Raw genomic sequence first — 25,577 nt, 5'->3', positions numbered from 1 at the left:
TAGTAAAGTCTTTTGTACCAAACGGCTTATAGTCCCGTGGATAATAGAATGCAATTTTTTATGTAACCGGCATCTGATGCAATGATTAGACCTTCGTTGCGTCGCACACTTGTACGTTTTCAATATATCTCAGCAGTAAAAAACACCTGTTGAATATTTTATGCTGTAACATTTGGTATATCTTCCAAATGGTAATATACGGTCAACCCTCTTTCTTTCGCAATTCTTACATCTTCATCTGCACCTTTTGAAGCACCTTCAAGACGCAGTACTGCATCGCATTTCAGGAGTAAACGATGCGCTACAGGGTACAAAATTTCTTCGTAAACTGCATCACCCGGCTTTTGGGAACCTGCAAGTTTTAATAAGGGTAAGGCCACCCATTCACCGATCATTGGAATGTGCCCCATACGAAACAATGGAAGTGCGGCAGCTTCTAACCTGTCAAGATTCTGTTGCATTAATTGGGGATCATCATTTGTGCCGCTGCGATAAGGGCCTGCAATAAGTATCAGCATATATTTTCTTTTTGCAAAGGAAGCAAATGAAATATTGTAAAGGCTTAATGTAGTTTAAGAAATCACTTTTTTTTATTTGCCCTCACCATGCTCAGAAATTCTGGTGTTATACCTAAATAAGAAGCTATTTGTTTTAGTGTAACCTGTTTTGCTACGTGCGGGTATTTCTCTAAAAAAATATTGTATCGTTCTTCCGCAGTAAGTGAAAGATTTTGAATGATCCTTAACTGCTCTCTTATATAAGCATTCTGCATGATGATACGAAAGAATCTTTCAAACCTGGGAACCTTCATGTATAGCTTATCGAGGTCACTTTTTTGTAATTGTAAGATGTTGCTGTTTTCAACTGCTTCTATCTGCAGCATGGCTGGTTTATGATTGATGAAGCAATACATATCTGTAATCCACCAATCTTCCACCGCAAACATGATAGTGGATTCTTTCCCATCTTTACAATTATAGTAAGCTCTTAATATTCCCGTATTAACAAAATTGATATGCCTGCACAGTTGCCCTTCTTTTAGAATAAGCTCTTTTTTAGTAACCTGCCGTTCTTTAAGCAATGAGGTGAAGTAATCTTTTTCTGCTTCATCCAGTGAAATATGTTTTGAAACATTCTGTAACAACAGCTCATACGGCATACGTTAATTTTAGATAAAGTTAAATAGTATGATGGTTTGCAATTGGTCTTAAAATAAAAAACCATTTATGCATGCATAGATGGTTTTTTTCTTAAGCAAAATTCACACTAATTATTGCTCCCTGTTTGCGGCATAGTTCACATTATTTTCTGCAATATCTGTAAGCAACTGGTCTGCTTCTTTTTCTTCACTCAAAGTCTGCTCCAGAATTTCTGCTACATCATTATGGCCCATTGTAAGTGCAAGCTGGTGAAGGCCACCATAAGTGGCGATTTCATAGTGCTCTACTTTTTGTGCCGCCAATATTAAACCTACATCTCTTGTTGAAGTGCCTTCTTCGGTATCTTCAATAATACTTTCTCCTTCCTTAACAATCCCTTCCATTGCGTCACACTTTTTTGCTACTGCTTTTTCTCCAAGCAATTCAAATGCCTGTTCCAATCGGCTTACATGCCCTTCAGTGGCTTTAAGATGATCTGCAAAAGCGTTGGCAAGTTCTTCAGAAGTTGCGGCCTTCTGCATTTTAGGGATTGCTTTTGTAAGGTGTTTTTCAGCCCAGTAAATGTCTTTTAATTCATCAAGAAAAAACTGATGAAGTACAGGGCTCATTTCAGGTGTTGTCTTCGCTGTGTTGCCTGTTGATTTTTTTGCAGGCGTTTTTTTTGAAGTGCTCTTTTCCATGGTTAAACGTTTTTTTATATTGGGGCAATTTCATGCCATAGAATTATGTACTGAAATTAAAATGGCATAGCGGGTATCTGGTAAAGTATTGAGGAACTAATTACTCACAGCAGTAAAAACTACCCACTATTTTCAGGTTTTATTTTTATCAACTTTATCTTTTATATCTTCTTCTACCGCCACTTTAATTTCATGCATATTCCCGGCTTCTTCAATGGAATGTGAAACCTGTAAAGATTCTTCATTCTTTGTTTTTTCTTTAAGATTGCAATAGTAATCGTGAATTGTTTTAAGTTCATCTTCAGTCATATTTTCCACATCAACAAGCCGGTTACTGGCAAATTCATGTGCTGCGATAAGTTCGTTTAGTTTTAGCTGTACAGCCATAGATTCTTTGTTCTGTGATTTTTGTATCAGAAAAACCATCAGGAAAGTGATGATGGTGGTGCCTGTGTTAATAACCAGTTGCCAGTTTTCAGAATAATGAAATACAGGGCCAAGCATTGCCCACAATACTATAAGTCCAAACGCAATGCAGATAGCTGCTGTGCTGCCGGTTGCTTTTGTTACTTCAGCTGAAAGTTTCTCGATAAAACTATGTTTCGTTATTTTATTTTTATCAGCCATATTTTATGATTAATTATATATGTTGAATTATGAATTGTCCCGTTTGTAATCATTCAATTCTTGTACCAGTAATGTTAAAACAGGTTGATATATTACCCGCATTAAATATGAAGATGGGATGGGAGCAAATAATCAGGCGTTTAAGCTGCATAACGAAAGGAACGTACAAGAGTGCGACGCAACAAAGAGCTATAGTAGTAATGCAGCCGGGTTCGTAATATTTATATAGTTGAATGACTGTTCAACCTGGTTTAGAATGTTTTATTATTTCGCCTTTTTATTTTAGTGAAATTAATTAACCTTCGTTTTGTAAAGCCTGATAGTTCATAGATCTTTATAGCTCTTTCATTTGTTGCTGCAACATGTAGAAAAGGGGTAATGCCTGCGGATAAATTTTTATTGGCTACATGCGCAACGAGTTGTTGTGCATACTTGCGGCCAGTATATTCTGGATGTGTAACAACTGCACTAACTTCTGTTAAGCCATGCATACGCATACGTTCTCCCGTTATAGAAACCAGTTGACCATTCTGGTAAATGGGTTTCTGATAATGCATGCCAGACGGGGTTATCCGGTTTGTAATAATTGTCGAACATTTATTACTTGTTTAAAAGGCAAAATAAATTTATTGTTGATGCAATCAGTGTGGCGTGAAGAAATTTTACCAGCTTTAGTTTTTCATAGCATCGCCGCTTGTGTCACTCACTTGTACTGTTTGAATAATACCGAGCATTTACTTTTTACAATATAAAAAACTCAGTACTATTAAAATTGGTTTGTATAGTGCTTTCAATATTACTGCATATCAAGTTCAATCCACATGGGCCGGTGATCAGAAATGTAATACTTAATATATCCCTTGAAAGAAGTTTTTCGTGTAGCATAAATATCTGCAAACACTGCATTATCAAAAGGGAAAATGCCATCGCTTTTAATTCGCGTTTTAGTGCCTGGAAGAAAAGCTATCTGATCGTACTGCTGATCGTTACTGATGTTTGAGTATACCAATGAAGTATGAGCAGGCAATTGCAGGCCACGTTTTACCAGTGCTTTATAAATAATATCATCCTTATCAATTTTTGGAAGATTAAAATCGCCCATTGCAAAAACATCTTTTATACCGTTATAGGTGTATTTACTTTTCGCCCTAAGATCTGCCCATCGTGCAACCGCATATGCTTCAAGACATCTGCGCCCCAGTTTCTTAGGCGTTTCATCACCATAATACAGGTGAACGGTCATCAATGTAAACTGAAAATTCCCGGCAGCAAAACTTACCATGAAAGGGCTTCTGTCAAAGCCAGCAAAAGTGGCTGGCACGCCTGTTATTTTAATATCTCCGTAATCGCTTGGTGGTATAGCATACTCAGCTACTTCTTCCAATACTTTTACTTTATTGCTGTCATAAATAAAAGCAAGACGCTCATTATTTCCTGCCGCATCAGAAAAGATGAATTTATATTTCCTGCCTGCAAAAGCAACTATTTTTTTAAAATGTTCATAATTCTCTTTTGTTTCCTGCACAGCAATTATATCAAACCAGGATATGATTTCAGCAATTATCTGTAAGTGTGCATCTTCTCTGTCCTGTTCTCCCAGGTTTGCAATATTCCACGTGGCTATACGAAGTGTTTTACTTGTGGCTGCCGGAATTTTTAGCGCAGCATCAGATTTCATGTAAGTGCGCAAAGCACTTATTTCTTTAGATACATTTACGGTGTAAGCAAATGAAGGTTTGGGAAATGATGGCATGGCTTTGAGTTGTGTAGTTGATAATAAAATTCGTACCGATATTTTTCGTTACAGTCAAACTACAAAAAATATTGTTAGCCTGCAAGTGTAAAAAAACATTACTTATTATTATTTTATCTGTTCAAAAAAGAACACACCTTTTTTGTTGGAAACAACGATATCAATTAGCTGATCATTATTAATGTCCTTAACTACGAAACTATTTCCTATGCCAGAATTATCATCAATCTCATGAGGTATCCATTGTGGATTTTTGCCTGGCTTAAATTCAAACCAATATAAAACGCCTGGCTCAAAAGCGCCGGGATCGCCATTATTATGTGCACGATAACGTTTGCCTGTTACAAGATCAGGCTGCCCATCTGCGTTCATATCAACCATGGCAAGCGAATGAGACTGGGAAAACAGTATACTTATCTCATGCGTTTCCCATGTTACATTTCCCCGGGCATCTATCTTTTGTTCATGCCACCAAACACCGTAGTTGTGTGTAGAAGAACTGATGATATCATTATCTCCATCTTCGTCCACATCTAGTACAAACATATTAGCGCAATCTTCACCAAGATCAGCAGGATGAAATCTCCAGTCTGCATCTGTAACATTTAAAGGAGATTCCCACCAGCCGCTTTTAATGATCACATCATTCCTTCCATCTTTATTTACATCACCCCAACCAAGACCATGTGTGTACCGGTTGGTTGCTATAAACTTGTCATGACTTATTACAAAACGCTGCCACACCGTATCTTTTTTTTCAACAGGCGATTTTAGCCATATCACTTCTTTCGCCAATGTATCATTACAAATAATATCATTTCTGCCATCTTTATCAACATCAACAAATGCAGGGTTCTCAATACCTGCATATGGCAGTATCATGTGCCTTTGCCATAGCCCTTTTTTATTTTTGTTATTTTCATACCAGACACAAACACCACCGGGCACATCGAATCTTATCAGGTCAGCCCATCCATCATTATTTACGTCCATGCAGAAATTTAAAAAAGTTGTACTGTATTCAGGCACAGGGTTCAGCGTGTCGGCATGTAAGACGTGAGGGGTCCAATGAGGTGCTTCATACCAATAATTTCCGGCAAGTATGTCAGTTTTCCCATCATTATTTCACCGGTTGCTGCACCTTCAGAAACAAATATTTTACTGATGCTATGTTTCTTAAAACTTACCGGACCCGATTTTCTGATGGTATCCTGAGCATTGGCTGCATACATAATATGGAATAAAAGAATGATGCAGCTTAAAGAAAAAAATTTATTCATGCGCAAGCTTTTATCTGTGATAATAATGCTAAATAATTTTCCTGAACGCCGATACTCAATGTACAAATTGTTTCAGCAAATACTGCAGGTAACTTTATAACAATGCGAAAGGTTTTTCTATTCCCGGCTTCAGCCCGCTATTTAGCATCGTTGTGTCACTCACTTGTACGTTCATAACAATAATGAACTGCTAACGAAATTATATGATATTTTGGGTGGGCCGGAAAAGCTGTTTGTATAATATGCTTTAGCTGCAGTATTATAAAACAAAACAGCGTTCCTTGCAGGTAACGCTGTGTGGGCGGAAATCTCTTTTATATTTACTCGGTTTTTTAAATGTCTCCGGGTCTATTTCACCAGTTTTATATTTATTGCATTGGCACCTTTGGGGCCCATCTCTACTTCAAACGTTACTTTATTATTTTCTCTGATTTCTTCCGTCAAAGAATTGATGTGTACAAAAACGCTTTCATTCGAATCAGCGTCTTTTATAAAGCCATATCCCTTTGCATCGTTAAAAAAAGTAACTGTTCCTTTTCTTATGAGATCCTCAGGGTTAACTGGCTGGTGTTTCGGTACACCAATCTCAATGTCCTCGGCTTTTACCGTTATTTTTTTGCGTGGATCCGGTGGTTGGGAAGTAAGATTGCCATTTTCATCCAGGTAGGCAATCATGCTTTCAAGGTTGTTGCCATCCCTTGAATTATCTTTTCTTTCCTGTTTCTTTTCCGCTTTTTCTTTTTTCTGTTGTTGTTTTTTCTTTATTCTTTCTTTCTTGTTCCATGTTTCTGCCATAGTGTATTACTGTTTTGTTTGAAATAATATTTGTTCAATTAAAGGAAAGTAGTGGTGGAGAGACGTTTATCTGAGGAAAAGTTGCTACTGTTTTCGGCAGATTCCGGTAAAGGTACGGAAATTTTCTGCCATTGCGGCGAAAACCCTGAATCCTGTAGCGCGTATATAACATAGAAAGCCACATAGCGGCAAAGACTAATCGGTAAGATTGTGAAAATTTGAAATGCAGGCCTATAGTTCTGAAAAGCCTGAATATCTGTATCGGTATCTAATAGTTCAGCGAAGAATAAAATGTAAAAGAGTGCGACGCAAGGAACGATGCCATCCATACTAAAGCTGGCATCAAAATAAATTCCTTCTTACTGATGGTAATTTTAAAGATGCATTTACAAAATTTCGTTCCACTTGCTTTTGTCCTTTAATAATATTTCTCTTAACATGATAACCGGGGGCATACCATTATCCATCATTGCATCATGGAATTTTTGTAACGAAAAATTGCTGCCTTCCTGTTGTTGATAATCCTTTCTTAGTTTTTGTATTTCTAACTTTCCTACTGTATAAAATAAATAACCGGGATCAAAGCTGCCACGTAATGATTCCTGGTAAGATGGCTTTTCGCCCTGGTACCAGTTGTCCATAAAAAATTTTGTACCCTCTTCAATTGTTGCGCCCTGACAATGTATTTTAACAGAGTTACATAAACGGCAGATGCGCAACAATGCATCGCCGCTCATCGCAAGCCGATGCTTTGCGGCAGTAACACTGTCTGTGCCGCCAAAGCCTTCATCCACCATCATCTTTTCACAGTAATGAGCCCAGCCCTCTACGTATGCATAACTGCCAAATATCTTTTCGATTTTTGTTGCATTGGAAGCGTTCAAATGCAGGCCCTGCATATAATGCCCGGGATAAGCTTCATGAATGGTTACATTATCTGTAGTGTAATAATCAAACTGGTGCAACCAATCTTCTTTTTGTTTTGCATTCCATGATGCATTAACAGGTGTAACGTAATAATAAGATTCAGTTGCTTTCTTTTCAAAAGGCCCTGCAACATCCATTGAAGCAGTACTTGTTGCTCTTGCATATTGCGGCGTTTCTTTTACACCAACACGTACTTCGGAAGGTATGCTGCATATTTTATGATCTATTAAAAATTGCCTGATACTTTCCAGGTGTTCTTTAACTACAGGTATAAGACTGTCTGCTGTTGGATGATCGTTCTGTAGGTCGTGATAAACATCCACAGGCTTTTTATTGGGATTAATGATCTTTGCAGCGGCATTAAATTCAGCCTGTTCTTTTTTTAACTCCTGCATACCAATTGCCAAAATTTGTTCAGGCTCCATAGTAATACCTTCACTATACAGCAACATTTTTTTATAATTCTCTTTGCCAATGGCGTAATGATTCGTTGCCTTTGGTAGTTTTTCTTTGGTAAGCCATTGCACAAAATTATCATAAGCTTTTATGGCAGTATCATTTACTTTTTTAAATACAGCTATCAGCGTATCATTCTTCACATCTTTCAATGCAGTAAGCAGATCGCCTTTTAAAAAACCTGCATTACCTTCTGCAATTTGTATGGCTGTTTCAATGAATGGTTTTGGTAATGAATCTTCCAGGTTGGTTTTGGCAGCGGCAAATAATGCAGGTATTACTCTCTCCGTTGAAATAATATATTTCAGACGCTCTTCCAGCGGTGCAAAGTCACGCTTAACGTAAGTATTCACATCAATTGCACCTGCATATGTCATTGGATTGTGCGTGTATATATGTTCATCTTCTATATTCAATATCTCGCTCTTAATGGCGTTACGGAGAATACGGAAGTCCATAAAATTCTGATTGCTTAAGCCTGTGGTATCAATGGAATTAAGCTGCGAATCAAAACCTTTGAGTCGGCTCAATTCCGCATCCAGTGCGGCTTTGCTGTAATCAGGCACTTTGCCATCGTAACCTTCATGAAATCCAAGCGAAACTGCATAAAGTGGTCTTGCAGCAAAGTAGCCGTCCAGGTAATCATTTGCAAGTTTTTGAAAGGCAGCATCTGTATCAGCTTTTGCACCTGGTTGTGTATTGCTGTTACATCCAATAATCGCTGCAAATAAAATAACTGCACTTATAAATTGTTTCATCAGTTAAAATTTTTGGAAGTGTTGAAGATAAGCGTTTTTCAATACAGCAAAGATCCTGTTTGATGAGTGTCGGTAAGGTATTACACAACTGGCATTTTGTACCTATCTGTATTGCTGATATCATCTTCTGTTGCGTCGCACACTTGTTGGTTCATAACAATAATGAACAAATCGAAATGAATATACCCTGGCCAATTGCCATTAATCAGTGATATTATTTTCACATCCTGTATTTTATCCTGCGCTGCCTGTCATCTATTTTCCCTTGGAAAAGAAATATTAATTCAAATGATTCATTTGCCAATTTACAGGCTTTCAGCCTTGTTTGATTGTTTAGCTCTAACCTCAGCATTTCATACTATTCATTATAAAAAAATAGCAATGAAAAAAAATAATTTACGAAAGCTTATTTGTTTGCCCCTGTTGTTGCTGTTCTCAGGGTGCCTTGGAAGGGAAATGTCGAAACAAAATAAATTTAAAAAAGAAAATAATCTCCATCAGTCAAAAGGATTGCAATTAACCCAAACACGTCTCGGTCTTGATGGCCTTATAAATCACCGCAATGCAACAGTTGAAATTATTGATAAAAAGGATAAGGATAGTCAGTGCTCATTGTTCATTTGCATTCTTGTGTACAAGGGTGCGACGCAACAGGCGATGCCACAAGTACAATAGATGGGCTCAAAATTATAGTATCGCACTTGCTGTATTTTTAAAAAGAATGTTTAACAAACTATGACTTAAGTATTCCTGTATTGGGCAATATTTTCTTCACCAGGTGGGGATGATAGGGTTTTTAACTTTTAAGTCGCTGACCTGCATGGCTTAAATCTTCGGCATTTCAATTGCAACCTGTTACCAGGACGAAATGGTAACAGGTCATATACTTCCTCATGCACACTAAAAAGAAAAAAATATGGATTAGATGGATGATCAGTTTAACTGCTCTATTGCTTTTGCTGGTAGTTGGTAATATGATTTTAAAAAGCATACTAAAAAAAAGACTGTATGATTTAACGAAACAATTTCAGCCGGTGGCAAATGCGGGTTATAGTGATGTGCATATAAGTTTACTTTCCGGCTCTATAGATATAGATAGTCTTTCTATCAAATACCATCCTGATACAGCACATAAAAAACATACACATGATTTGTATTTCCCGGTATTGCATATTGGCGGTATAAATTACTTTAAACTTATTTCGGGTAAAAACTTCAGTGCATCTTTATTACAGCTAAAAAATGGCCGTATAAAATTAGACCCTTACCTCTATGATAAAAAGGATTCAGTTAGTTCCCGGATATTTTCTGCAATTAAACTGCCTTTCGAAAATCTGTTCTTTGACAAAGTAGAATTATTAAATACAACAGTACAAGAACTAAACGATGATAAGCAGGAAGATTTATTGAACGGAGAGATAATTTTAGAGGATCTGTACGTTGCCCATCTGGGTGCTGATTTTTCAGCAGACAGTATTCATTTTTCAAATGTTCAATGTGCGCTGACTGATGTAAATTATGCATTGCCCGGCTATCATACTGTTCATATAAAAAAGATAGCTTTAAACAGTAAAGATTCTACGCTGCTGATTGATTCGGTAAACCTTATACCAGACCTTGGTAAATTTCAACTCGGGCAAAAGCTGCATCACCAGGCAGATCATATACGTGCCACAGTTTCATCTGTAAAAGTTGACGGACTTGATGTAATGAAACTACGTAAGAAAAAATTTATCGCTGCAAATTTAAACATTAACCAAAGCGTTGTTTATGTTTTCCGCGACAGGCGTCTGCCACGGCTAATGAAACAGCAGCCAACATCTGCTGATTACCTGAAAATGATTCCTGCAGATGTTTACATCAGTCATTTTAAACTTACAGATGCCACAGTAACTTCAGAAGAATTTCCAAAGAAGGGTAATCAAACCGGGTTTATAAAAATTGCCCATATCAGTATCAGTATGCAGCCATTTTTTAACAGGCAGGATAAAAATAACAAGTCTGTTCTTACTGCAAGTGTAAAAGGCAGTATCATGAATGCGGGAAATATACATGCCAGTATCGATCTTGATTTGCCAACAGGCAATGAAGATATAAAAGGCGCTATTGAAGATTTACATCTTACCGCGCTTAACCCATCCGCAGAGAACCTGGGACAATTTCATATTGAAAGTGGGGTGCTTGATCATTTATCGTTCAACTTTTCTGCTAACAGCAAAAAAGCAAAGGGAGAAATTATCGGCGCATATCATGACCTTGTAATAGATAAATTGAAAAATAACGGTAAGGAAAATAAGACCGCATGGTTACCCACTTTTGCGTTGCACAATTTTATTATTCCAAAAACTAAAGATGCCTCAACGCCTGTAAAAAAAAGAACAGGTAAAATAGATTATGACCGCGACCCAACAAGGCTGGTAACCTTCTTTTATATAAAAGCTTTACTGGACGGTATTCGAGATAGCTTCAGTCTTGGCTTTCTGCTGCCGGAATAAAAGCGCAGGAAGTTTTAGCCCTGTGTCATTCGCACAGGTTGCGTTTTGGCTGAGAACATTAGACTGCTTTTACAACATTCTGCTGTTGTTTTTTTGAAAGAGCCGCATAACCTCTGCGTATTTTTATTGCCTGCAAAACTACTTCTGTAATAAGCAATGGAAATGCCCAGCATGCCCATGACATTACATCGCTGGTAGCATTTGGGTCGATATGAAAATCGTCGATCAGTGTATTATTAAACAGCCTGAAACTGGCAAATGCGGTAGTAACAACAAAACTTCTTACCATCCATTCGCGGTGTTGCGCAAAGTTTCTGTGCCGTATGCTCCAGTAAGCCATACCTGATGTAAGCAGCCAGGCGATGGCAAGCCCCATAAGGCCTGTTCCAAAGTTTATTCCCTTTTCTGTAATGATCACTTTATCGATAGACAGATACAACGAAGCAGATGCGGCAATTAGAATACTGATAAGATAGATCTTTCCAATTGTATGATGTGTTTTTACATATTTTTTTCTAATGGCAGGTATAAACTGCAACGGGCCCAGTAACAGGGCTATCATTCCAAACACAACATGCGCAAGAAGGAAAGGAGCATACGAGGGCCAGAAACCACCGTCGCTATAATGTGTTTTGTCGTAACTGAAATAATTAAAAACATTGTTGTAGATAAAATAAAATGAAACGGACAAAACAATTGCCCATCCAAGATAGCCGATAATTTTCGTGGTCATATTATAGGGGTTTTAGAAACGTACGGAACGGGGAAATTGCCGGGGTTAAACCAGAGCCTTTCTGTTGATTGCTGAAATAAATTTAATAATAAAAAGCAATTATCGAAAGAATAAAATTTATGGGGCGGGCTGTATGTTCTTCGTGGCATCACCTGTTGTGTCACTCACTTGTACGTTTATATCTTTATGCCGCAAAGCAAATATTAACCTGAGGTTTCCGCAGTATCACTCGTATAGGTTTGTGCTTTGGCCGAGGACGCTGCGGTATCGTTGATATGAATTTTAAATATTACTCTTAATCCAAAGCGTTCCTTACAGGGAATGTTGTGGAGACGGAAACCATTATATTTCAAGTTTCTCTAAAACTAAAAGCAATTCTAAAAACTTATTCCACGAAGCCTGCCATTCTTTTTTTGCTTCACTTATTTTCTCATGCTGTTCTTCGCTTAGCTCAGTTTTTGATTGCAGCATTTCGTCTACCTTTTCTAATTTGGCTTTATTCAGTTCTTCTAATTTTTCTTTATTTTCCATAACGGTTTAATTGAAGTGATAAAATAGGTGCAACAATCGCAGTACAAATTTATTGCATTGAATGATGATAGCAGCATTTGATATTACTCATAACTCAAAGCGCTCCTTGCAGGTAACATTGTGGGAATGAAAGAAGTAAACTGTTCCATCGCTTCTCATTATTGTACTAAGGTTTATTCATCTAAAACATTAACCGAATGTACAAGTGTGCGACGCAACAGCCGACGCCATAAAATACTTCAGCTTGTCCCATAAAAATTCTTCTTCTTATTAAAATCATTACATTGCAATAACGAACGCTTAACGATTTTGCAACCAATTCTTTTACCAATAAATATTTTACTATGGCACTCTGGATCATTCTCGGCATAATTGTTTTATTGCTCTTATGGTTTGTGGGCATGTACAATGGTTTTGTAAAAGCAAGGATCAAGATCGACAATAGCTGGAGCGATATTAATGTGTTCCTGAAAAAACGTTTTGATCTTATTCCCAACCTGGTGAACACCGTAAAAGGTTATGCGGCACACGAAAGCCAGACACTTGAAAAAGTAGTGCAGGCGCGTAATGCAGCAGTAGCAGTACCTGCAGGAGATGTACAGGCTGCTGCACAGGCCAACCAAAACCTTAGTGGTGCTTTGCGTGGTTTACTGGCTATCGCAGAAAATTATCCTGACCTGAAAGCAAACCAGAATTTTCTTGAACTGCAAACAGCATTGCAAAATATAGAAGGCGATCTTGGTAATGCACGCCGGTACTACAATGCAACCGTAAGAGATTATAATACATCTATTCAACAATTTCCGGGTGTGATATTGGCAAACATGACCGGTTTTAAGCCAAGAGAATTCTTTGAACTGGAAGACAAACAGGAAGCAAAAAATGTAGAAGTAAAATTTTAAAAGAGCATTTGCGTGAAAAAAATAGTTGTATCCCTTTTTATTTTATTTGCCCTCGCCAACATTGCAACAGCACAGGAATACTTTACCATCAGGCAATATGATGTTACAGTACATGTAAATAAGGATGCATCGCTTGATGTGGATGAAACTATCAATGTTCATTTCACAGAAGCGAGGCATGGCATTATCCGCGCCATCCCTTTCAGATATAAATTACAATCGTTGCCTGAGGGTGCAGAAAAAGCAGACAGGCAACTGGAGTCTGGCCGCTACTCACATACGATCATAGAGAATGTAAAAGTTGATGGATGGGATTATGAAGTAAGTACAGATGGTGATTATAAATCTATCAAGATCGGTTCTGCAGATAAGGTGGTTGATGGCGATCAGCAGTATGTAATTCATTACCGCATGCTGAATGCTATAAACTTTTTTAAAGATCATGCGGAATTATATTTCAACATCATTGGCGACAAATGGGAAACAACAATAGACTCTGTAAACTTCACCGTATCGTTATATGATACGCTACCCGGCACGCCGGATTATTTTGTGGCAACAGGTGCAACAGGTTCGCAGCGGAATAATACGGTATCAAACTGGACAGATAATAAAATATTAACGGGACATACCACTACGGTACTTGTTTATCATGAAGGATTAACAGTTGGCATTGGATTACCCAAAGATTTTCTAACAGAACAGGATTACAGCTTGCTTGGCATTGCGTGGATGATACTGCCCCTGGGTGTTTTCATTGGTATGTTTTTGATCTGGAAGAAATGGGGTAAAGATGAAAAGCCAACAGTGCAAACAGAGTTTTATCCGCCTGAAAATGTAAGCCCAAGTATTTCAGGTTATGTAATTGATGATACACTGAACAGGAGAGACCTTACAGCATTGGTACCCTACTGGGGTGCAGGCGGGTATTTAAAAATAGAAGAAACAGAAAAAAGTTCATTGCTTGGTTTAATAAAAGATAAAGAATACACTTTTATAAAACTGAAAGAATTACCTGCAACTGCAAAAGATTTTGAACAAACATTATTCAATGGAATTTTTGCGTCAGGCGATAATGTAAAACTAAGTTCATTAAAAAATGTGTTGTACAAATCAATGAACACAGCAAAAAGCCAGGTAGAAGCTGAAATAAAAAGAGATGAGTATTATGTAAAAGGTTCTGCAACAACGGGCTGTTTATTTATGGTGTTTAGCCTTGCATTTATAGTATATGGTGGTGCTGTATTGTTCGGCGCATTGGAAGGTTATGCATGGACAGGTGTTGCATTTTTATCAAGCGGTATTATTATAATGTTTTTCGGCATATTCATGCGAAAGAAAACGAGAAAAGGTACAGATCTGTATCAAAAACTACTCGGCTTTAAAGAATTTTTGAAAGCTGTGGAGAAAGATCGGTTGAAAGAATTTCTAAAGCAGGATGAGCATTATTTTGACAAGATATTACCTTATGCCATTGTGTTTGGTATTGCAGATACATGGAAAGATAAACTGGAAGGTCTTGATATTCCACCGCCAAACTGGTATGTGGGTAATTATACAACATTCAACACAGTCATGTTCATGAGTAGTTTAAATAATTCTATGAACCAAATGTCAAGTACATTTTATAGCTCACCCGGCAGCAGCGGCAGCAGTGGTGGCAGTTTCAGCGGGGGAGGAGGATTTAGTGGCGGCGGATTTGGTGGCGGTGGAGGAAGCAGTTGGTGATTGTTATGTACACAGCTTTTGAATTACTATAAGGCTTTCGTTGCGTCGCACACTTGTGCAGTAAATTCTTTATGCAGCGAAATTCATATATGCAATTCTTCTAACCACCCAACTATAAAGTATAAACAATATTATTGATGCAACCGTAACTTCATTTTCTTCATATCAAATGCTATGTATAAAATAATTTTTCCTGTTCTAATGTTATGGCTTATTTCCTGCGGGGAAAAGTCTTCAGTAAATGATGCTGCAAAACTAAATGCACTGGCTGAACAATATGTACGGCTTGGTTTAACTATCGGTCAGTATGATGCGGATTTTGTAGATGCCTATTATGGCCCGGATTCTTTAAAGCCAACAGCAGCGCCGGATGCCGCTTTTCCTAAAGATAGTTTGCTTGCCGCTGTTGATACATTGCGTAATGCTTTAAACAGTTTTTCAAATAATGATACACTCTCCAAACGTGCTGCATGGATACAGGCGCAGTTAAAAGCATTTGAAAGAAGGATAAAAATATTTGCAGGTGAGGCTTCAACTTTCGATGAAGAATCGAAAGACCTGTATGGTGTGTCTGCGCCTTTATATGATTCGTTGCATTACAAACAGATCGTTGCAAGGCTGGATAGTCTGCTGAGGGGCAAAGGAAGTATCAATGACAGGTTTCAGCAACTGGCCAATCATTTTATTATTCCGAAAGATAAGCTGGATACAGTTTTCAAAACAGCTATAGCTGAATGCAGGAAACGTACCATGCAACATTATACATTGCCGGCTGAAGAAAATTTTTCTTTGGAATATGTAAACAATAAACCATGGGGTGGCTACAACTGGTACAAAGGGAATTACAGGAGTGTGATACAAATCAATACAGACCTTCAGATCTTTATTGATCGTGCAATTGATGTAGGTAGTCATGAAAGTTACCCGGGGCATCATGTATATAATATGTTATTGGAGAAAAATTTATACAGGGATAAAGGCTGGGTAGAGATATCATTGTATCCATTGTTTAGCCCGCAGTCTTTGATTGCAGAAGGTAGCGCTAATTATGGTATAGCGGTTGCATTTCCAGGCGATGAGAAAGTGACGTTTGCAAAAAATGTTTTGTTGCCACTGGCAGGCCTTGATACAACAGGCATTGATCTTTATTTTAAGGCACTGGAGTTAAAAGATGAATTGAACTATGCACGGAATGAAGTTGGCAGAGGTTTATTGAATAACTCTATGACTGAAGCGCAAGCTATTCAATGGTTGGAAGATTATTGTTTGATGAATGATGAGACTGCAAAGAAATCGATTGATTTTATCCGTAAGAACAGGAGTTATATTATCAACTACAATTACGGAAAAGATCTTGTAGGGCAATATATTACTGCTAAAGGTGGCGATGCTTCTGCTGAAAAGAAATGGGAAGTATTTGGTGAACTTCTGAGTAATGAAGTGATGACAACAGACCTGGTTAAATAATAAACTTACTTGTCTTGTTGTTCTGTGACGAATAAGGTACAACATGTGCAAGAGTGCGACGCAAGAGCCGATGCCATAAGATATTGGTGCCGGGCTAAAAAATAAATTATCCCTGTTGATTGCAATGAAAGTAAATGTTAGTACTTTGATCTGTGTTAGCTTTTGCCAGTAAAAGTTCTTTAACGATTAAACTTAGCATATGACAACGAGACGTTCCTTTCTGAAGACAACAGGTGTTGCATCAGCCAGTCTTCTTATACGACCTTCCTTTTTTGAATATAAGACTTCTTACATCGGACTACAATTATATACGGTAAGGGATGCAATGGAGAAAGATCCGGCAGGAACACTTGCTAAAGTTGCACAAATTGGTTACAATTCAATAGAAGCAGCCACATACACAGGATCGCAGTTGTTTTATGGTATGGATGCCAAAACTTTTGCTGATACGCTTAAGCAAAATAACCTGATAATTCCCAGCGCGCATTACAGATTGGGTGAGGAGAAAGCAAATGGCGCAGATACAAAAGGTACCATGCTGCATGAGTGGGACAAAGCCGTAGATGATGCTGCAGCTGTTGGAATAAAGCACATGGTGTGCGCCTGGTTATCTGAACAGGAGCGTGGCAACATTGATCATTACAAACAATTGGCTGCTACGTTAAATAAATCTGCCGAAGTCTGCAAAAAAGCCGGTATTCAATTATGCTACCATAATCATGATTTTGAATTTGCTGCGCAGGATGGTCAACTGCCATACGATATAATATTGAATAATACAGACAAGGATCTTGTAAAAATGGAAATAGATCTTTACTGGATAACAAAAGCAAAACATGATCCTATTGAAATGTTTAAACAACATCCGGGAAGGTTTCCTTTATGGCATGTAAAAGATATGGACAAAACACCCGAGCAGGCATTTACAGAAGTAGGAAACGGAACAATTGATTTCAAAAAAATATTTGAAAATGCCAAGACTGCGGGATTGAAATACTTTTTTGTAGAGCAGGATAAATGCCCGGGATCTCCTTTTGATAGTATTACTACCAGCTATAATTACATAAAGAAAAATCTTGTGTAGCGGAAAAGTTTATTCGTCACTAATGTTCTGAAAAAATTATAAGAAGCCAAGCTCCAGTTTGGCTTCTTCTGTCATCATATCCCTGTTCCATGGCGGATCGAATGTGAGCATTACATTTACATCACTCACGCCTTCTACGTTACGCACTTTACTATCTACATCCATTATAATTTCACCGGCCACAGGGCAGCCAGGTGCGGTTAATGTCATTTTGATATTTACATAACCCGTATCACTTATATCAATTGAGTACACCAAACCAAGATCATAAATATTGGCCGGTAATTCAGGATCATAAACTGTTTGCAACGCTTCTATGATCTTTATTTCCATGTTTATTTTATCAATCATATCAATTTGCGTTTTCTTTGGTTTGCAATGCAAGCGCATACATTTTCATTTGCTTTATCATTGAAAGCAAACCGTTTGAACGTGTAACAGAAAGATGTTCTTTCAAACCAATCTGGTCAACAAAATAAAGATCAGCATTTACAATTTCATTTGGTGTGTGATTCGATAATACACGAACTACCATGCTCACCAAACCTTTTGTAATAATAGCATCACTGTCTGCAGTGAAAACAATATTGCCATCTTTGTAATCCGCATGCAGCCACACTCTTGACTGGCAACCCTTGATTAAATTATCATCTGTTTTATATTGTTCATCAATCAGTGGCAACTCTTTTCCCATTTGAATAATATTCTCGTACTTCTCCATCCAATCGCCAAACAATGAAAACTCTTCTATTAGCTCGTCTTGTATTTCGTTAATCGTCATATTGTGGTTTGTAAATTTTGTACTTGGCTGAAGTACTACTATTAAGCTTTGTTGTGTCACTCACTTCAAGGGTTTGTTCCATTTTGAACTATAAGTACAAGAGTGCGACGCAACAGCCGATGATATAAGAAACTAATGTTGGGTAAAAAAATATTTTCTTAACTCAACATCTTTACTGCTCTTTTAACGCCCTCAACCAACACATCAATTTCTTCTTTTGTATTATAAAAAGCAAAGGAAGCTCTTACTGTGCCGGGAATACAAAATATATCCATTAAAGGTTGCGTGCAATGATGCCCTGTGCGAACAGCGATGCCAAGCTTATCAAGTATCACGCCCACATCATAAGGATGAATATTTGCAATATTGAATGAAACAACGCTTGCTTTATTATCGGCTGTGCCAATAAATTTTATACCATCAATGGCTGATAATTTTTCAGTTGCATATTCAACCAGTTCATGTTCGTACTGTTGAATATTTTCAAGACCAATTTCATTTATATAATCAACTGCAGTGCCTAAACAAATAGATGCTTCAATATTTGGAGTGCCTGCTTCGAATTTAAAAGGAAGATCGTTGTAGGTTGTTTTCTCAAACGTTACAGTCTTGATCATCTCACCACCTCCCTGGTAAGGCGGCATTGCATTCAACCATTTTTCTTTGCCATATAAAATACCAATGCCTGTTGGTCCATACATTTTATGACCAGAGAATGCAAGGAAGTCAACATCCAGTTCCTGCACATCAAGCGGAATATGTTGCACAGCCTGCGCTGCATCTAACATAACGGGAATATTATATTGATGCGCTGCTTCTATAATTTCTCTTACAGGATTTACAGTGCCCAACGAATTAGAAACATAGTTAACAGAAACAAGCTTTACTTTTTCACTTAGCATTTCTTTGAATGCTTCCATTATTAGTTCTCCCTTTTCATTGATTGGGATTACTTTTAATGTGGCATTCTTTTCTTCGCAAAGAATTTGCCAGGGAACAATATTGGAATGATGTTCGAGAGAAGAGATAATAATTATATCACCTTCTTTTACAAACTGCTTTCCAAAACTATGTGCAACAAGGTTAATGCTTTCAGTAGTGCCTCTTGTATAAATTACTTCGTAATCATGAGCAGCATTGATAAAATCAGCGATCTTCTTTCTCGACGCTTCAAATGCATCAGTTGCTTTTTGGCTTAATGTGTGTACACCACGGTGTACGTTGCTATTGAGATCTGTGTAATAATGTTCAATGGCTTTTATAACGCTCCATGGCTTTTGGGAGGTGGCTGCGTTATCAAAATATACAAGTGGTTTGCCATTTACAGTTGAAGATAAAATAGGAAAATCTTTTCTTATTCTTTGTATATCCAATGCTTCTTGCACTAATGTTGTTGCTTCTTTCATAAAACTGTTTTTGTCACCAGTTTTATGTTGTGTGTTACCGGCAACTGGTAACCGGCAACTCAACTCGCCACTTTGCTATTTTAATCCTTCTTCTATCAAATGATTGATATGCGCCTGAACGGCAGGCAAAGGAATTTTTTCGGTTACATCATAGGCAAATGCATGTATCAATAGAGCTTTTGCTTTCTCATCACCAATACCTCTTGCTTTTAAATAAAACAATGCATCTTCATTGAACTGACCGATTGTAGAACCATGACTGCATTTAACATCGTCAGCATAAATTTCCAGCTGTGGTTTTGAATCGACCACTGCTTTTTTGCTGAGCATTAAATTATTGTTCTTCTGAAAGGCATTTGTCTTTTGCGCATCTTCTCTTACAAATATCTTACCGTTAAAAACCGCGGTGGCTTCATCTTTCATTACGCCTTTGTATAATTCATTGCTTAAGCAATGTGGCTTTTGATGATCGACGATGGTATGATTATCTACTAATTGCTGGCCGCCTGCAAGATATATACCATACAGATGGCTTTCTATGTTTTCACCGTTCAGTACAATGTTTAAATTGTTGCGCAGCAAACTTGTTCCGGGAAAGGATGCTTTGTAATTATTATATAAACTGGATGCCTGCTGAACAACTTCTGTATGATGTACATATTTTGTTTGCTCATTGCCTGTTTGAATATAATAATGTTGTACCTGGGCTTGTTTATCAACAACGATCTCTGATACATTATTTACAAAAACATTTCCTTTTTTATTGGCACTTACAAAACTTTCCACAATACTTATTTCGGCCTGTAAGCCTATCACAAATAAATGTCTCGGCTGTAGAAATAAATTATTATCGGCAGATATCAAATGAATAATGTGTATTGGTTTGTCTGCAACTGTTTTATTCTTTACCTCAATGAATAAGCCATTACTAAACAAAGCCGTGTTTAACGCGGTAAAATGATTTTTTTCCATTGCAATATGCTTTCCAAAATGCGCCTGGAAAGCAGGCCTGTTCATTGCAGCGGCAAGGGCAGAAATATAAATGCCTTCTGTAGGAATAGTGTCAGAAAGTTCCGGGTGATATTGTCCGTTTACCAATACGACCTTGTAACAATCCAGCATTGGAATGTTTGCCTTAATAATAGCTTTTTCATCAATTGCCAGTACATCATCTTCAGGTTCTGTTATGAATTCATCTTTCAAAAAAGGAGTGAGGTTAACGTATTTCCAGTCCTCTACTTTTGTGTTGGGAAAACCAAGCTGTTTAAAATACGCAAAACCTGTATGCCTTAAGCCCTGCAAGGATGCAGATTCAGAAGAAGCGGATAAAATAGAACGTAATTCAAAATCAGCGATAAACTGATCGTATAAAGAAGTAGTGATTTGTTTGATCATGATGTTGTGAATGGTGAACGGTCAATGGTGAATACACAGAAAACAATATTTCACCTATGCCAATTCAGTTTCTTTGGATGTTTCTTTCAACCAGTCGTAACCTTTTTCCTCCAGTTCCAATGCTAATTCTTTGCCACCTGTTTTTACAATCTGACCATTGTATAAAACATGCACATAATCCGGAACAATATATTCCAGTAAACGCTGGTAATGCGTAATGATCAGGAATGCATTTTTATCTGAACGCAGTTTATTTACACCTTTAGAAACGATCCTTAAAGCATCAATATCCAGGCCTGAATCTGTTTCATCAAGAATAGCAAGCTTGGGTTCAAGCATAGCCAGTTGAAATATCTCATTTCTTTTTTTCTCACCGCCTGAAAACCCTTCATTTAAAGAACGGTTGGCAAGTGCAGCGTCAAACTCAACAAGTTTTTGTTTCTCTTTTACAGTCTTCAAAAACTCCTTTGCTTCCAAAGGAGGCAGACCCCGGTACGTTCTTATCTCGCTCATTGCCGTTCTAAGGAAATTAATATTTGAAACACCGGGAATTTCTACGGGGTATTGAAATGCTAAAAACACACCTTCCCTTGCACGATCTTCAGGAGAAAGTTCTAAAAGATTTTTTCCCTCAAACCAGGCTTCACCGCCTGTTACTTCATAATTTTCATTGCCTGCCAAAACAGAAGCCAATGTACTTTTACCAGAACCATTAGGCCCCATTATGGCATGCACTTCGCCTGCTTTTATTTCCAGGTTTAAACCTTTTAAAATTTCTTTGCCTTCTACAGATGCCCTTAGATTTTTAATACTTAACATGTCGTTCCTTTAAAAATTTATTTGCTGGTTATATGTTCTTATATGTCACAAACTTTAGCTCTTTTGTCATCGCCTGTTGTGTCACTCACTTCAAGGCCTTGTTCAATGTTGAACTGAAAGTACAAGAGTGCGACGCAACAAAAGCTTAATATTTATTCTAAAGCCAAGTACATAAAAACTCTCTTACGTTTTGACTTTTGATTTTTTACTTTTTAATTAACCCACACTTCCTTCAAGCGATATTGCCAATAGTTTTTGCGCTTCCACAGCAAACTCCATCGGTAATTGATTCAGTACTTCTTTTGCATAGCCGTTCACGATCAATGCAACTGCTTTCTCCGTATCAATACCACGCTGGTTAAGATAGAATATCTGGTCTTCACCAATCTTTGAAGTGGTAGCTTCATGTTCAACAATTGACGAACTGTTTTTCGATTCGATGTATGGAAATGTATGCGCACCGCAGCGATCACCGATCAATAAAGAATCGCATTGCGTAAAGTTTCGTGCATTTGTTGCACCGCTGCCCACCTGCACCAAACCTCTGTAACTATTTTGGCCATTGCCTGCAGAAATACCTTTAGAAATAATCCTGCTACGAGTGTTCTTGCCAATATGGTACATTTTTGTTCCAGTATCTGCTATCTGCTTATTTTTTGTCAGCGCCACTGAGTAAAATTCGCCAACAGAATTATCACCGCGTAAAATACAGCTTGGATATTTCCAGGTAATAGCGGAACCTGTTTCTACCTGTGTCCACGAAATTTTTGAGTTTACACCTTTGCAGATGCCACGTTTTGTAACAAAATTGTAGATGCCACCTTTACCATCTTTGTCGCCCGGATACCAGTTTTGCACTGTTGAATATTTTATCTCGGCATTATCTAATGCAATTAATTCAACAACTGCTGCATGTAATTGATTTTCATCACGCATCGGTGCAGTGCAACCTTCGAGATAGCTAACATAACTTCCTTCATCGGCAATGATCAATGTACGTTCAAACTGACCGGTATTCTGTGCATTGATACGGAAGTAAGTGGAAAGCTCCATCGGGCAACGAACGCCTTTGGGAATGTAAGCAAATGAACCATCTGATACTACCGCTGCGTTAAGCGCAGAGAAAATATTATCGGTATATGGAACAACCGTCCCTAAATATTTTTTTACAAGATCGGGATGTTTTTGAACAGCTTCGCTGAATGAGCAGAAGATTACGCCCATCTCCTGTAACTTCTCCCTGAAAGTTGTTGCTACAGAAACGCTGTCAAATACCACATCAACAGCCACACCTGCCAGGGCTTTTTGCTCATTAATGGGGATGCCGAGTTTTTCAAATGTTGCGATCAGTTCAGGATCAACCTCATCAAGGCTATTGTATTTTGTTTTCTTAACCGGGGCTGCATAATAAGAAATATTCTGAAAATCAATGGCCGGCATTTCAAAATTCTGCCAGTGCGGCATTTCACATTCCTGAAAATGCTTTAAACCTTTCAGGCGCCATTCCAACAACCATTCCGGCTCATTTTTTTTTGCAGAAATAAACCGTACCGTTTCTTCATTTAATCCTTTGGGAGCGATATCCATCTCAATATCCGTTACGAACCCATATTCGTAAGGTTCGCTGGTAAGCCGCTCTAAAATGTCATTATTATTGCTCATTATTCTTTTTTCGTTTCGTTGGCAAAATTACACTGCAAAACTTTCTCCGCAACCACATGTACGTGATGCATTTGGGTTGTTGAAAACCAAACCCTTGCCATTTAACCCCCCCGTATAATCGAGTTCCGTACCGTAGAGATACAGCAAGCTTTTCATATCTACCACTACTTTGATGCCCTTGTCTTCAAAAACCTCATCTCCGTTTTTGGTTTGATTATCAAAATCCAACTCATACTCCAGGCCTGAACATCCGCCTGCCTTTACACCTACACGTACAAAATAGGATGCATCTTTATTTTGCTCCGTTAATAACCGGTTAATATATGCTTTTGCATTATCAGAAACTGTGATCATAACGCATTCTTTAATTTCAATCATTTATACAATTGGTAAAAGTACAAAAATATGGCAGGAGTGTTGTTTCACGCATTTTCGATATAAGCAAAAAATACTGTTTTGAGGGAAAATACCCTCAAATAAATAATTAACAACGTTAATCTCTTGCCCGGTACAAAAAAAGCAGCTTCTTTAAAAGCTGCTTTTTTTCAATTTTTTAAATTATAAGTCAAAATAAGTTTACGTGTGGTTTTCTTTGCTATGGTCATTTACAGGTAATGGGATGAGTTGAATAATACGCATCCTGTTCAATGCACGCATAAGAAGGTAAGTCATATCAAATTCAAACCACTTACGTGCAAAATTGGCATTATCTTTTGCGTGATGATGATTATTTTGAAACAATTCGCCCATTAAAATCACACCCCAGGGAGTCGAGTTTCTGGAATGATCGCCATTTTGATAGTTTTGATACCCATATTTATGGCCACACCAATTAACAATAGCTCCTTGTATAGGGCCCATTAAGAAATGAATGGGCAATAATAAGAAGTACCAATAACTGGGAGCGAAATAAATATAAAAGGTGGTATAACCAGCCATGAAAAACAACCTTGTAATAGTGCTATTACCTATCTTATCCAGGCTATCCCACTTTGGTAAATATGCTTTGGTGAACTTCTCTTCAGGAACATTTTTACCTTTAACAAAATTGCTGAACACTCTTGCCGTATGAATCATCATACGCCATATATCCTTAAAGAAATGAGGTGAGTGTGGATCTTTTTCTGTATCGCTGTATTCATGATGCATCCTGTGTAAAACACCATATGCCCTTGGAACTAAATAAGAAGATCCAAGCACAATCCAGGTTAAGAAATAAAATATTTTTTCCCAGGTCTTACTTGTTGTATACATCTTATGAGAAGCGTACCTGTGTAAAAAGAATGAATGAAAAAACAAAGAAAGAAACCAATGACATAAAAAGAACAAAACAATAGCTATCATGACTAAATTGAAAGTTTATAGAAAAATACTTCTAAAAAGGCAGCGAAAGTAATAAAGTATTTTTATTAATCACGCAATTGATAACAGTTCCTTTAAACCAATAACAGAGAGTTTTGTAAACTCTGAACCGTTGTAGATCTTAGCCATGTCCATATCACCATTTTTTTGCCAATTCTGCATGTTGCTGTGTATAACAATGCGCCAGAAGTTTTTAGATTTCAGATCTTCATAATCCCCTGCCTGTACTAAAAAACCAAACATGGGGTTTCTTTTTTTAAAATCAATTCTTACGCAGTTACCGGTTGCTACTTTTTGGGTTTCGCAGAATTTTGTGATCATATCATTATTCATCGATAATAAATTTGTGTTTAAATAAATGAAGTGTAGTTATAAAATATGCAAGCACTAAATTGATATCACTGTGTGTATGCACCAGGAGTTTTACCACCTGCTTTTGCTGCCGTAGCTGCTGTTGTCTCTAACCTTTGCCACGGATACAGATAACAGCCTTCCCTGTATGTCTTTATTATTAAGCATTTTTATTGCTTCCTGGCCTTCTTCTTCTTTAGACATTTCAATAAAGCCAAAACCACGGGAACGATTGGTAACTTTGTCAAAAATTATTTTTACAGAAGTTACTTCACCAAACTTTGAAAACATTGTCTTCAGGTCTTCATCTGTAGTATGAAAACTGAGATTAGAAACATAAATGTTCATAGCACTAAAATTTAAGATCAAATAAATTAATATTGATTGAAACAGGGTTAGCAAAGCGTAGTGAAGAGGAAAATGTT

28 protein-coding genes are annotated in these 25,577 nt (G+C 37.5%); 6 read left to right on the top strand and 22 right to left on the bottom strand.

Annotation, left to right across the window (positions count from 1 at the left end; translation table 11 throughout):
• Positions 1-158: 158 nt before the first annotated feature.
• From FRZ67_RS04020 to FRZ67_RS03975, 10 genes are all read right to left on the bottom strand, one after another.
• Positions 159-518 (bottom strand): DUF4406 domain-containing protein, encoded by a 360-nt coding sequence (locus FRZ67_RS04020; protein WP_147188299.1) that lies wholly within the window; start codon positions 516-518, stop codon positions 159-161.
• A 62-nt stretch (positions 519-580) separates the two neighbouring features.
• Entirely contained in the window at positions 581-1,159 is a 579-nt protein-coding gene (locus tag FRZ67_RS04015; protein WP_147188298.1) for a Crp/Fnr family transcriptional regulator, read from the bottom strand.
• Positions 1,160-1,270: 111 nt separating this feature from the next.
• Positions 1,271-1,840 carry a YciE/YciF ferroxidase family protein gene (locus tag FRZ67_RS04010; protein WP_147188297.1) on the bottom strand — a complete coding sequence of 190 codons (570 nt, stop codon included), beginning with the start codon at positions 1,838-1,840 and terminating at the stop codon, positions 1,271-1,273.
• Positions 1,841-1,972: 132 nt separating this feature from the next.
• Entirely contained in the window at positions 1,973-2,467 is a 495-nt protein-coding gene (locus FRZ67_RS04005; protein WP_147188296.1) for a low affinity iron permease family protein, read from the bottom strand.
• Positions 2,468-2,718: 251 nt separating this feature from the next.
• Positions 2,719-3,024 (bottom strand): GNAT family N-acetyltransferase, encoded by a 306-nt coding sequence (locus FRZ67_RS04000; protein WP_147188295.1) that lies wholly within the window; start codon positions 3,022-3,024, stop codon positions 2,719-2,721.
• Between the two features lie 239 nt (positions 3,025-3,263).
• Positions 3,264-4,220, bottom strand: coding sequence for an endonuclease/exonuclease/phosphatase family protein (locus FRZ67_RS03995; protein WP_147188294.1), 957 nt, complete (start codon positions 4,218-4,220; stop codon positions 3,264-3,266).
• A 108-nt stretch (positions 4,221-4,328) separates the two neighbouring features.
• Complete coding sequence (locus FRZ67_RS03990; protein WP_147188293.1) at positions 4,329-5,213, bottom strand: FG-GAP repeat domain-containing protein; 885 nt, start codon at positions 5,211-5,213, stop codon at positions 4,329-4,331.
• A 41-nt stretch (positions 5,214-5,254) separates the two neighbouring features.
• A complete protein-coding gene (locus FRZ67_RS03985) occupies positions 5,255-5,500 on the bottom strand; it encodes a hypothetical protein (RefSeq protein WP_147188292.1) in 246 nt (81 codons plus the stop codon).
• Positions 5,501-5,848: 348 nt separating this feature from the next.
• Positions 5,849-6,295 (bottom strand): cold-shock protein, encoded by a 447-nt coding sequence (locus FRZ67_RS03980; RefSeq protein WP_147188291.1) that lies wholly within the window; start codon positions 6,293-6,295, stop codon positions 5,849-5,851.
• Positions 6,296-6,681: 386 nt separating this feature from the next.
• Positions 6,682-8,436, bottom strand: a complete 1,755-nt coding sequence (locus tag FRZ67_RS03975; RefSeq protein ID WP_147188290.1) for a DUF885 domain-containing protein — start codon at positions 8,434-8,436, stop codon at positions 6,682-6,684.
• A gap of 381 nt (positions 8,437-8,817) precedes the next feature.
• Between FRZ67_RS03975 and FRZ67_RS03970 the strand changes: the two genes are divergently transcribed.
• The gene (locus FRZ67_RS03970) at positions 8,818-9,111 is read left to right on the top strand and encodes a hypothetical protein (protein ID WP_147188289.1); all 294 of its coding nucleotides are present in this window, start codon (positions 8,818-8,820) and stop codon (positions 9,109-9,111) included.
• 218 nt (positions 9,112-9,329) lie between these two features.
• Positions 9,330-10,931: a DUF748 domain-containing protein gene (locus FRZ67_RS03965; RefSeq protein ID WP_147188288.1), complete on the top strand. Its 1,602-nt coding sequence runs from the start codon at positions 9,330-9,332 to the stop codon at positions 10,929-10,931.
• A 58-nt stretch (positions 10,932-10,989) separates the two neighbouring features.
• Here FRZ67_RS03965 and FRZ67_RS03960 read toward each other — a convergent pair whose 3' ends face one another.
• Both FRZ67_RS03960 and FRZ67_RS03955 read right to left on the bottom strand, forming a co-directional pair.
• The gene (locus FRZ67_RS03960; protein ID WP_147188287.1) at positions 10,990-11,664 is read right to left on the bottom strand and encodes a DUF2306 domain-containing protein; all 675 of its coding nucleotides are present in this window, start codon (positions 11,662-11,664) and stop codon (positions 10,990-10,992) included.
• 342 nt (positions 11,665-12,006) lie between these two features.
• The gene (locus tag FRZ67_RS03955) at positions 12,007-12,195 is read right to left on the bottom strand and encodes a hypothetical protein (RefSeq protein WP_147188286.1); all 189 of its coding nucleotides are present in this window, start codon (positions 12,193-12,195) and stop codon (positions 12,007-12,009) included.
• Positions 12,196-12,539: 344 nt separating this feature from the next.
• Between FRZ67_RS03955 and FRZ67_RS03950 the strand changes: the two genes are divergently transcribed.
• The 4 genes from FRZ67_RS03950 (at position 12,540) to FRZ67_RS03935 (ending at position 17,376) form a co-directional block, all read left to right on the top strand.
• The gene (locus tag FRZ67_RS03950; RefSeq protein ID WP_147188285.1) at positions 12,540-13,097 is read left to right on the top strand and encodes a LemA family protein; all 558 of its coding nucleotides are present in this window, start codon (positions 12,540-12,542) and stop codon (positions 13,095-13,097) included.
• Between the two features lie 12 nt (positions 13,098-13,109).
• Positions 13,110-14,825 carry a DUF2207 domain-containing protein gene (locus tag FRZ67_RS23335; protein ID WP_158638293.1) on the top strand — a complete coding sequence of 572 codons (1,716 nt, stop codon included), beginning with the start codon at positions 13,110-13,112 and terminating at the stop codon, positions 14,823-14,825.
• 174 nt (positions 14,826-14,999) lie between these two features.
• Positions 15,000-16,292, top strand: a complete 1,293-nt coding sequence (locus FRZ67_RS03940; RefSeq protein ID WP_147188284.1) for a hypothetical protein — start codon at positions 15,000-15,002, stop codon at positions 16,290-16,292.
• Between the two features lie 199 nt (positions 16,293-16,491).
• Positions 16,492-17,376, top strand: a complete 885-nt coding sequence (locus tag FRZ67_RS03935; protein ID WP_147188283.1) for a sugar phosphate isomerase/epimerase family protein — start codon at positions 16,492-16,494, stop codon at positions 17,374-17,376.
• 36 nt (positions 17,377-17,412) lie between these two features.
• Here FRZ67_RS03935 and FRZ67_RS03930 read toward each other — a convergent pair whose 3' ends face one another.
• From FRZ67_RS03930 to rbp, 10 genes are all read right to left on the bottom strand, one after another.
• Positions 17,413-17,727, bottom strand: a complete 315-nt coding sequence (locus tag FRZ67_RS03930) for an iron-sulfur cluster assembly protein (protein ID WP_225975506.1) — start codon at positions 17,725-17,727, stop codon at positions 17,413-17,415.
• Between the two features lies 1 nt (position 17,728).
• On the bottom strand, positions 17,729-18,157 hold the full coding sequence (locus tag FRZ67_RS03925; protein ID WP_147188282.1) for a SufE family protein: 429 nt from the start codon (positions 18,155-18,157) through the stop codon (positions 17,729-17,731).
• A gap of 158 nt (positions 18,158-18,315) precedes the next feature.
• Complete coding sequence (locus tag FRZ67_RS03920) at positions 18,316-19,563, bottom strand: aminotransferase class V-fold PLP-dependent enzyme (RefSeq protein ID WP_147188281.1); 1,248 nt, start codon at positions 19,561-19,563, stop codon at positions 18,316-18,318.
• 75 nt (positions 19,564-19,638) lie between these two features.
• A complete protein-coding gene (gene sufD, locus FRZ67_RS03915) occupies positions 19,639-20,958 on the bottom strand; it encodes a Fe-S cluster assembly protein SufD (protein WP_147188280.1) in 1,320 nt (439 codons plus the stop codon).
• 54 nt (positions 20,959-21,012) lie between these two features.
• Positions 21,013-21,777: a Fe-S cluster assembly ATPase SufC gene (gene sufC / locus FRZ67_RS03910; RefSeq protein ID WP_147188279.1), complete on the bottom strand. Its 765-nt coding sequence runs from the start codon at positions 21,775-21,777 to the stop codon at positions 21,013-21,015.
• A 216-nt stretch (positions 21,778-21,993) separates the two neighbouring features.
• Positions 21,994-23,439, bottom strand: coding sequence for a Fe-S cluster assembly protein SufB (gene sufB, locus FRZ67_RS03905; protein WP_147188278.1), 1,446 nt, complete (start codon positions 23,437-23,439; stop codon positions 21,994-21,996).
• 27 nt (positions 23,440-23,466) lie between these two features.
• The gene (locus tag FRZ67_RS03900; protein WP_147188277.1) at positions 23,467-23,793 is read right to left on the bottom strand and encodes a HesB/IscA family protein; all 327 of its coding nucleotides are present in this window, start codon (positions 23,791-23,793) and stop codon (positions 23,467-23,469) included.
• A 222-nt stretch (positions 23,794-24,015) separates the two neighbouring features.
• A complete protein-coding gene (locus FRZ67_RS03895; RefSeq protein WP_147188276.1) occupies positions 24,016-24,783 on the bottom strand; it encodes a fatty acid desaturase in 768 nt (255 codons plus the stop codon).
• Between the two features lie 69 nt (positions 24,784-24,852).
• Positions 24,853-25,134, bottom strand: a complete 282-nt coding sequence (locus FRZ67_RS03890) for a short-chain dehydrogenase (RefSeq protein ID WP_225975504.1) — start codon at positions 25,132-25,134, stop codon at positions 24,853-24,855.
• 90 nt (positions 25,135-25,224) lie between these two features.
• Positions 25,225-25,500, bottom strand: a complete 276-nt coding sequence (gene rbp, locus FRZ67_RS03885) for an RNA-binding regulator (RefSeq protein WP_147188275.1) — start codon at positions 25,498-25,500, stop codon at positions 25,225-25,227.
• Between the last annotated feature and the right edge of the window lie 77 nt (positions 25,501-25,577).

It is taken from the genome of Panacibacter ginsenosidivorans (assembly GCF_007971225.1).
Taxonomy (GTDB): Bacteria; Bacteroidota; Bacteroidia; order Chitinophagales; family Chitinophagaceae; genus Panacibacter; species Panacibacter ginsenosidivorans.
The sequence above is the reverse complement of the archived record's forward strand: the minus strand, read 5'-3'. Positions and strand labels throughout refer to the sequence as shown.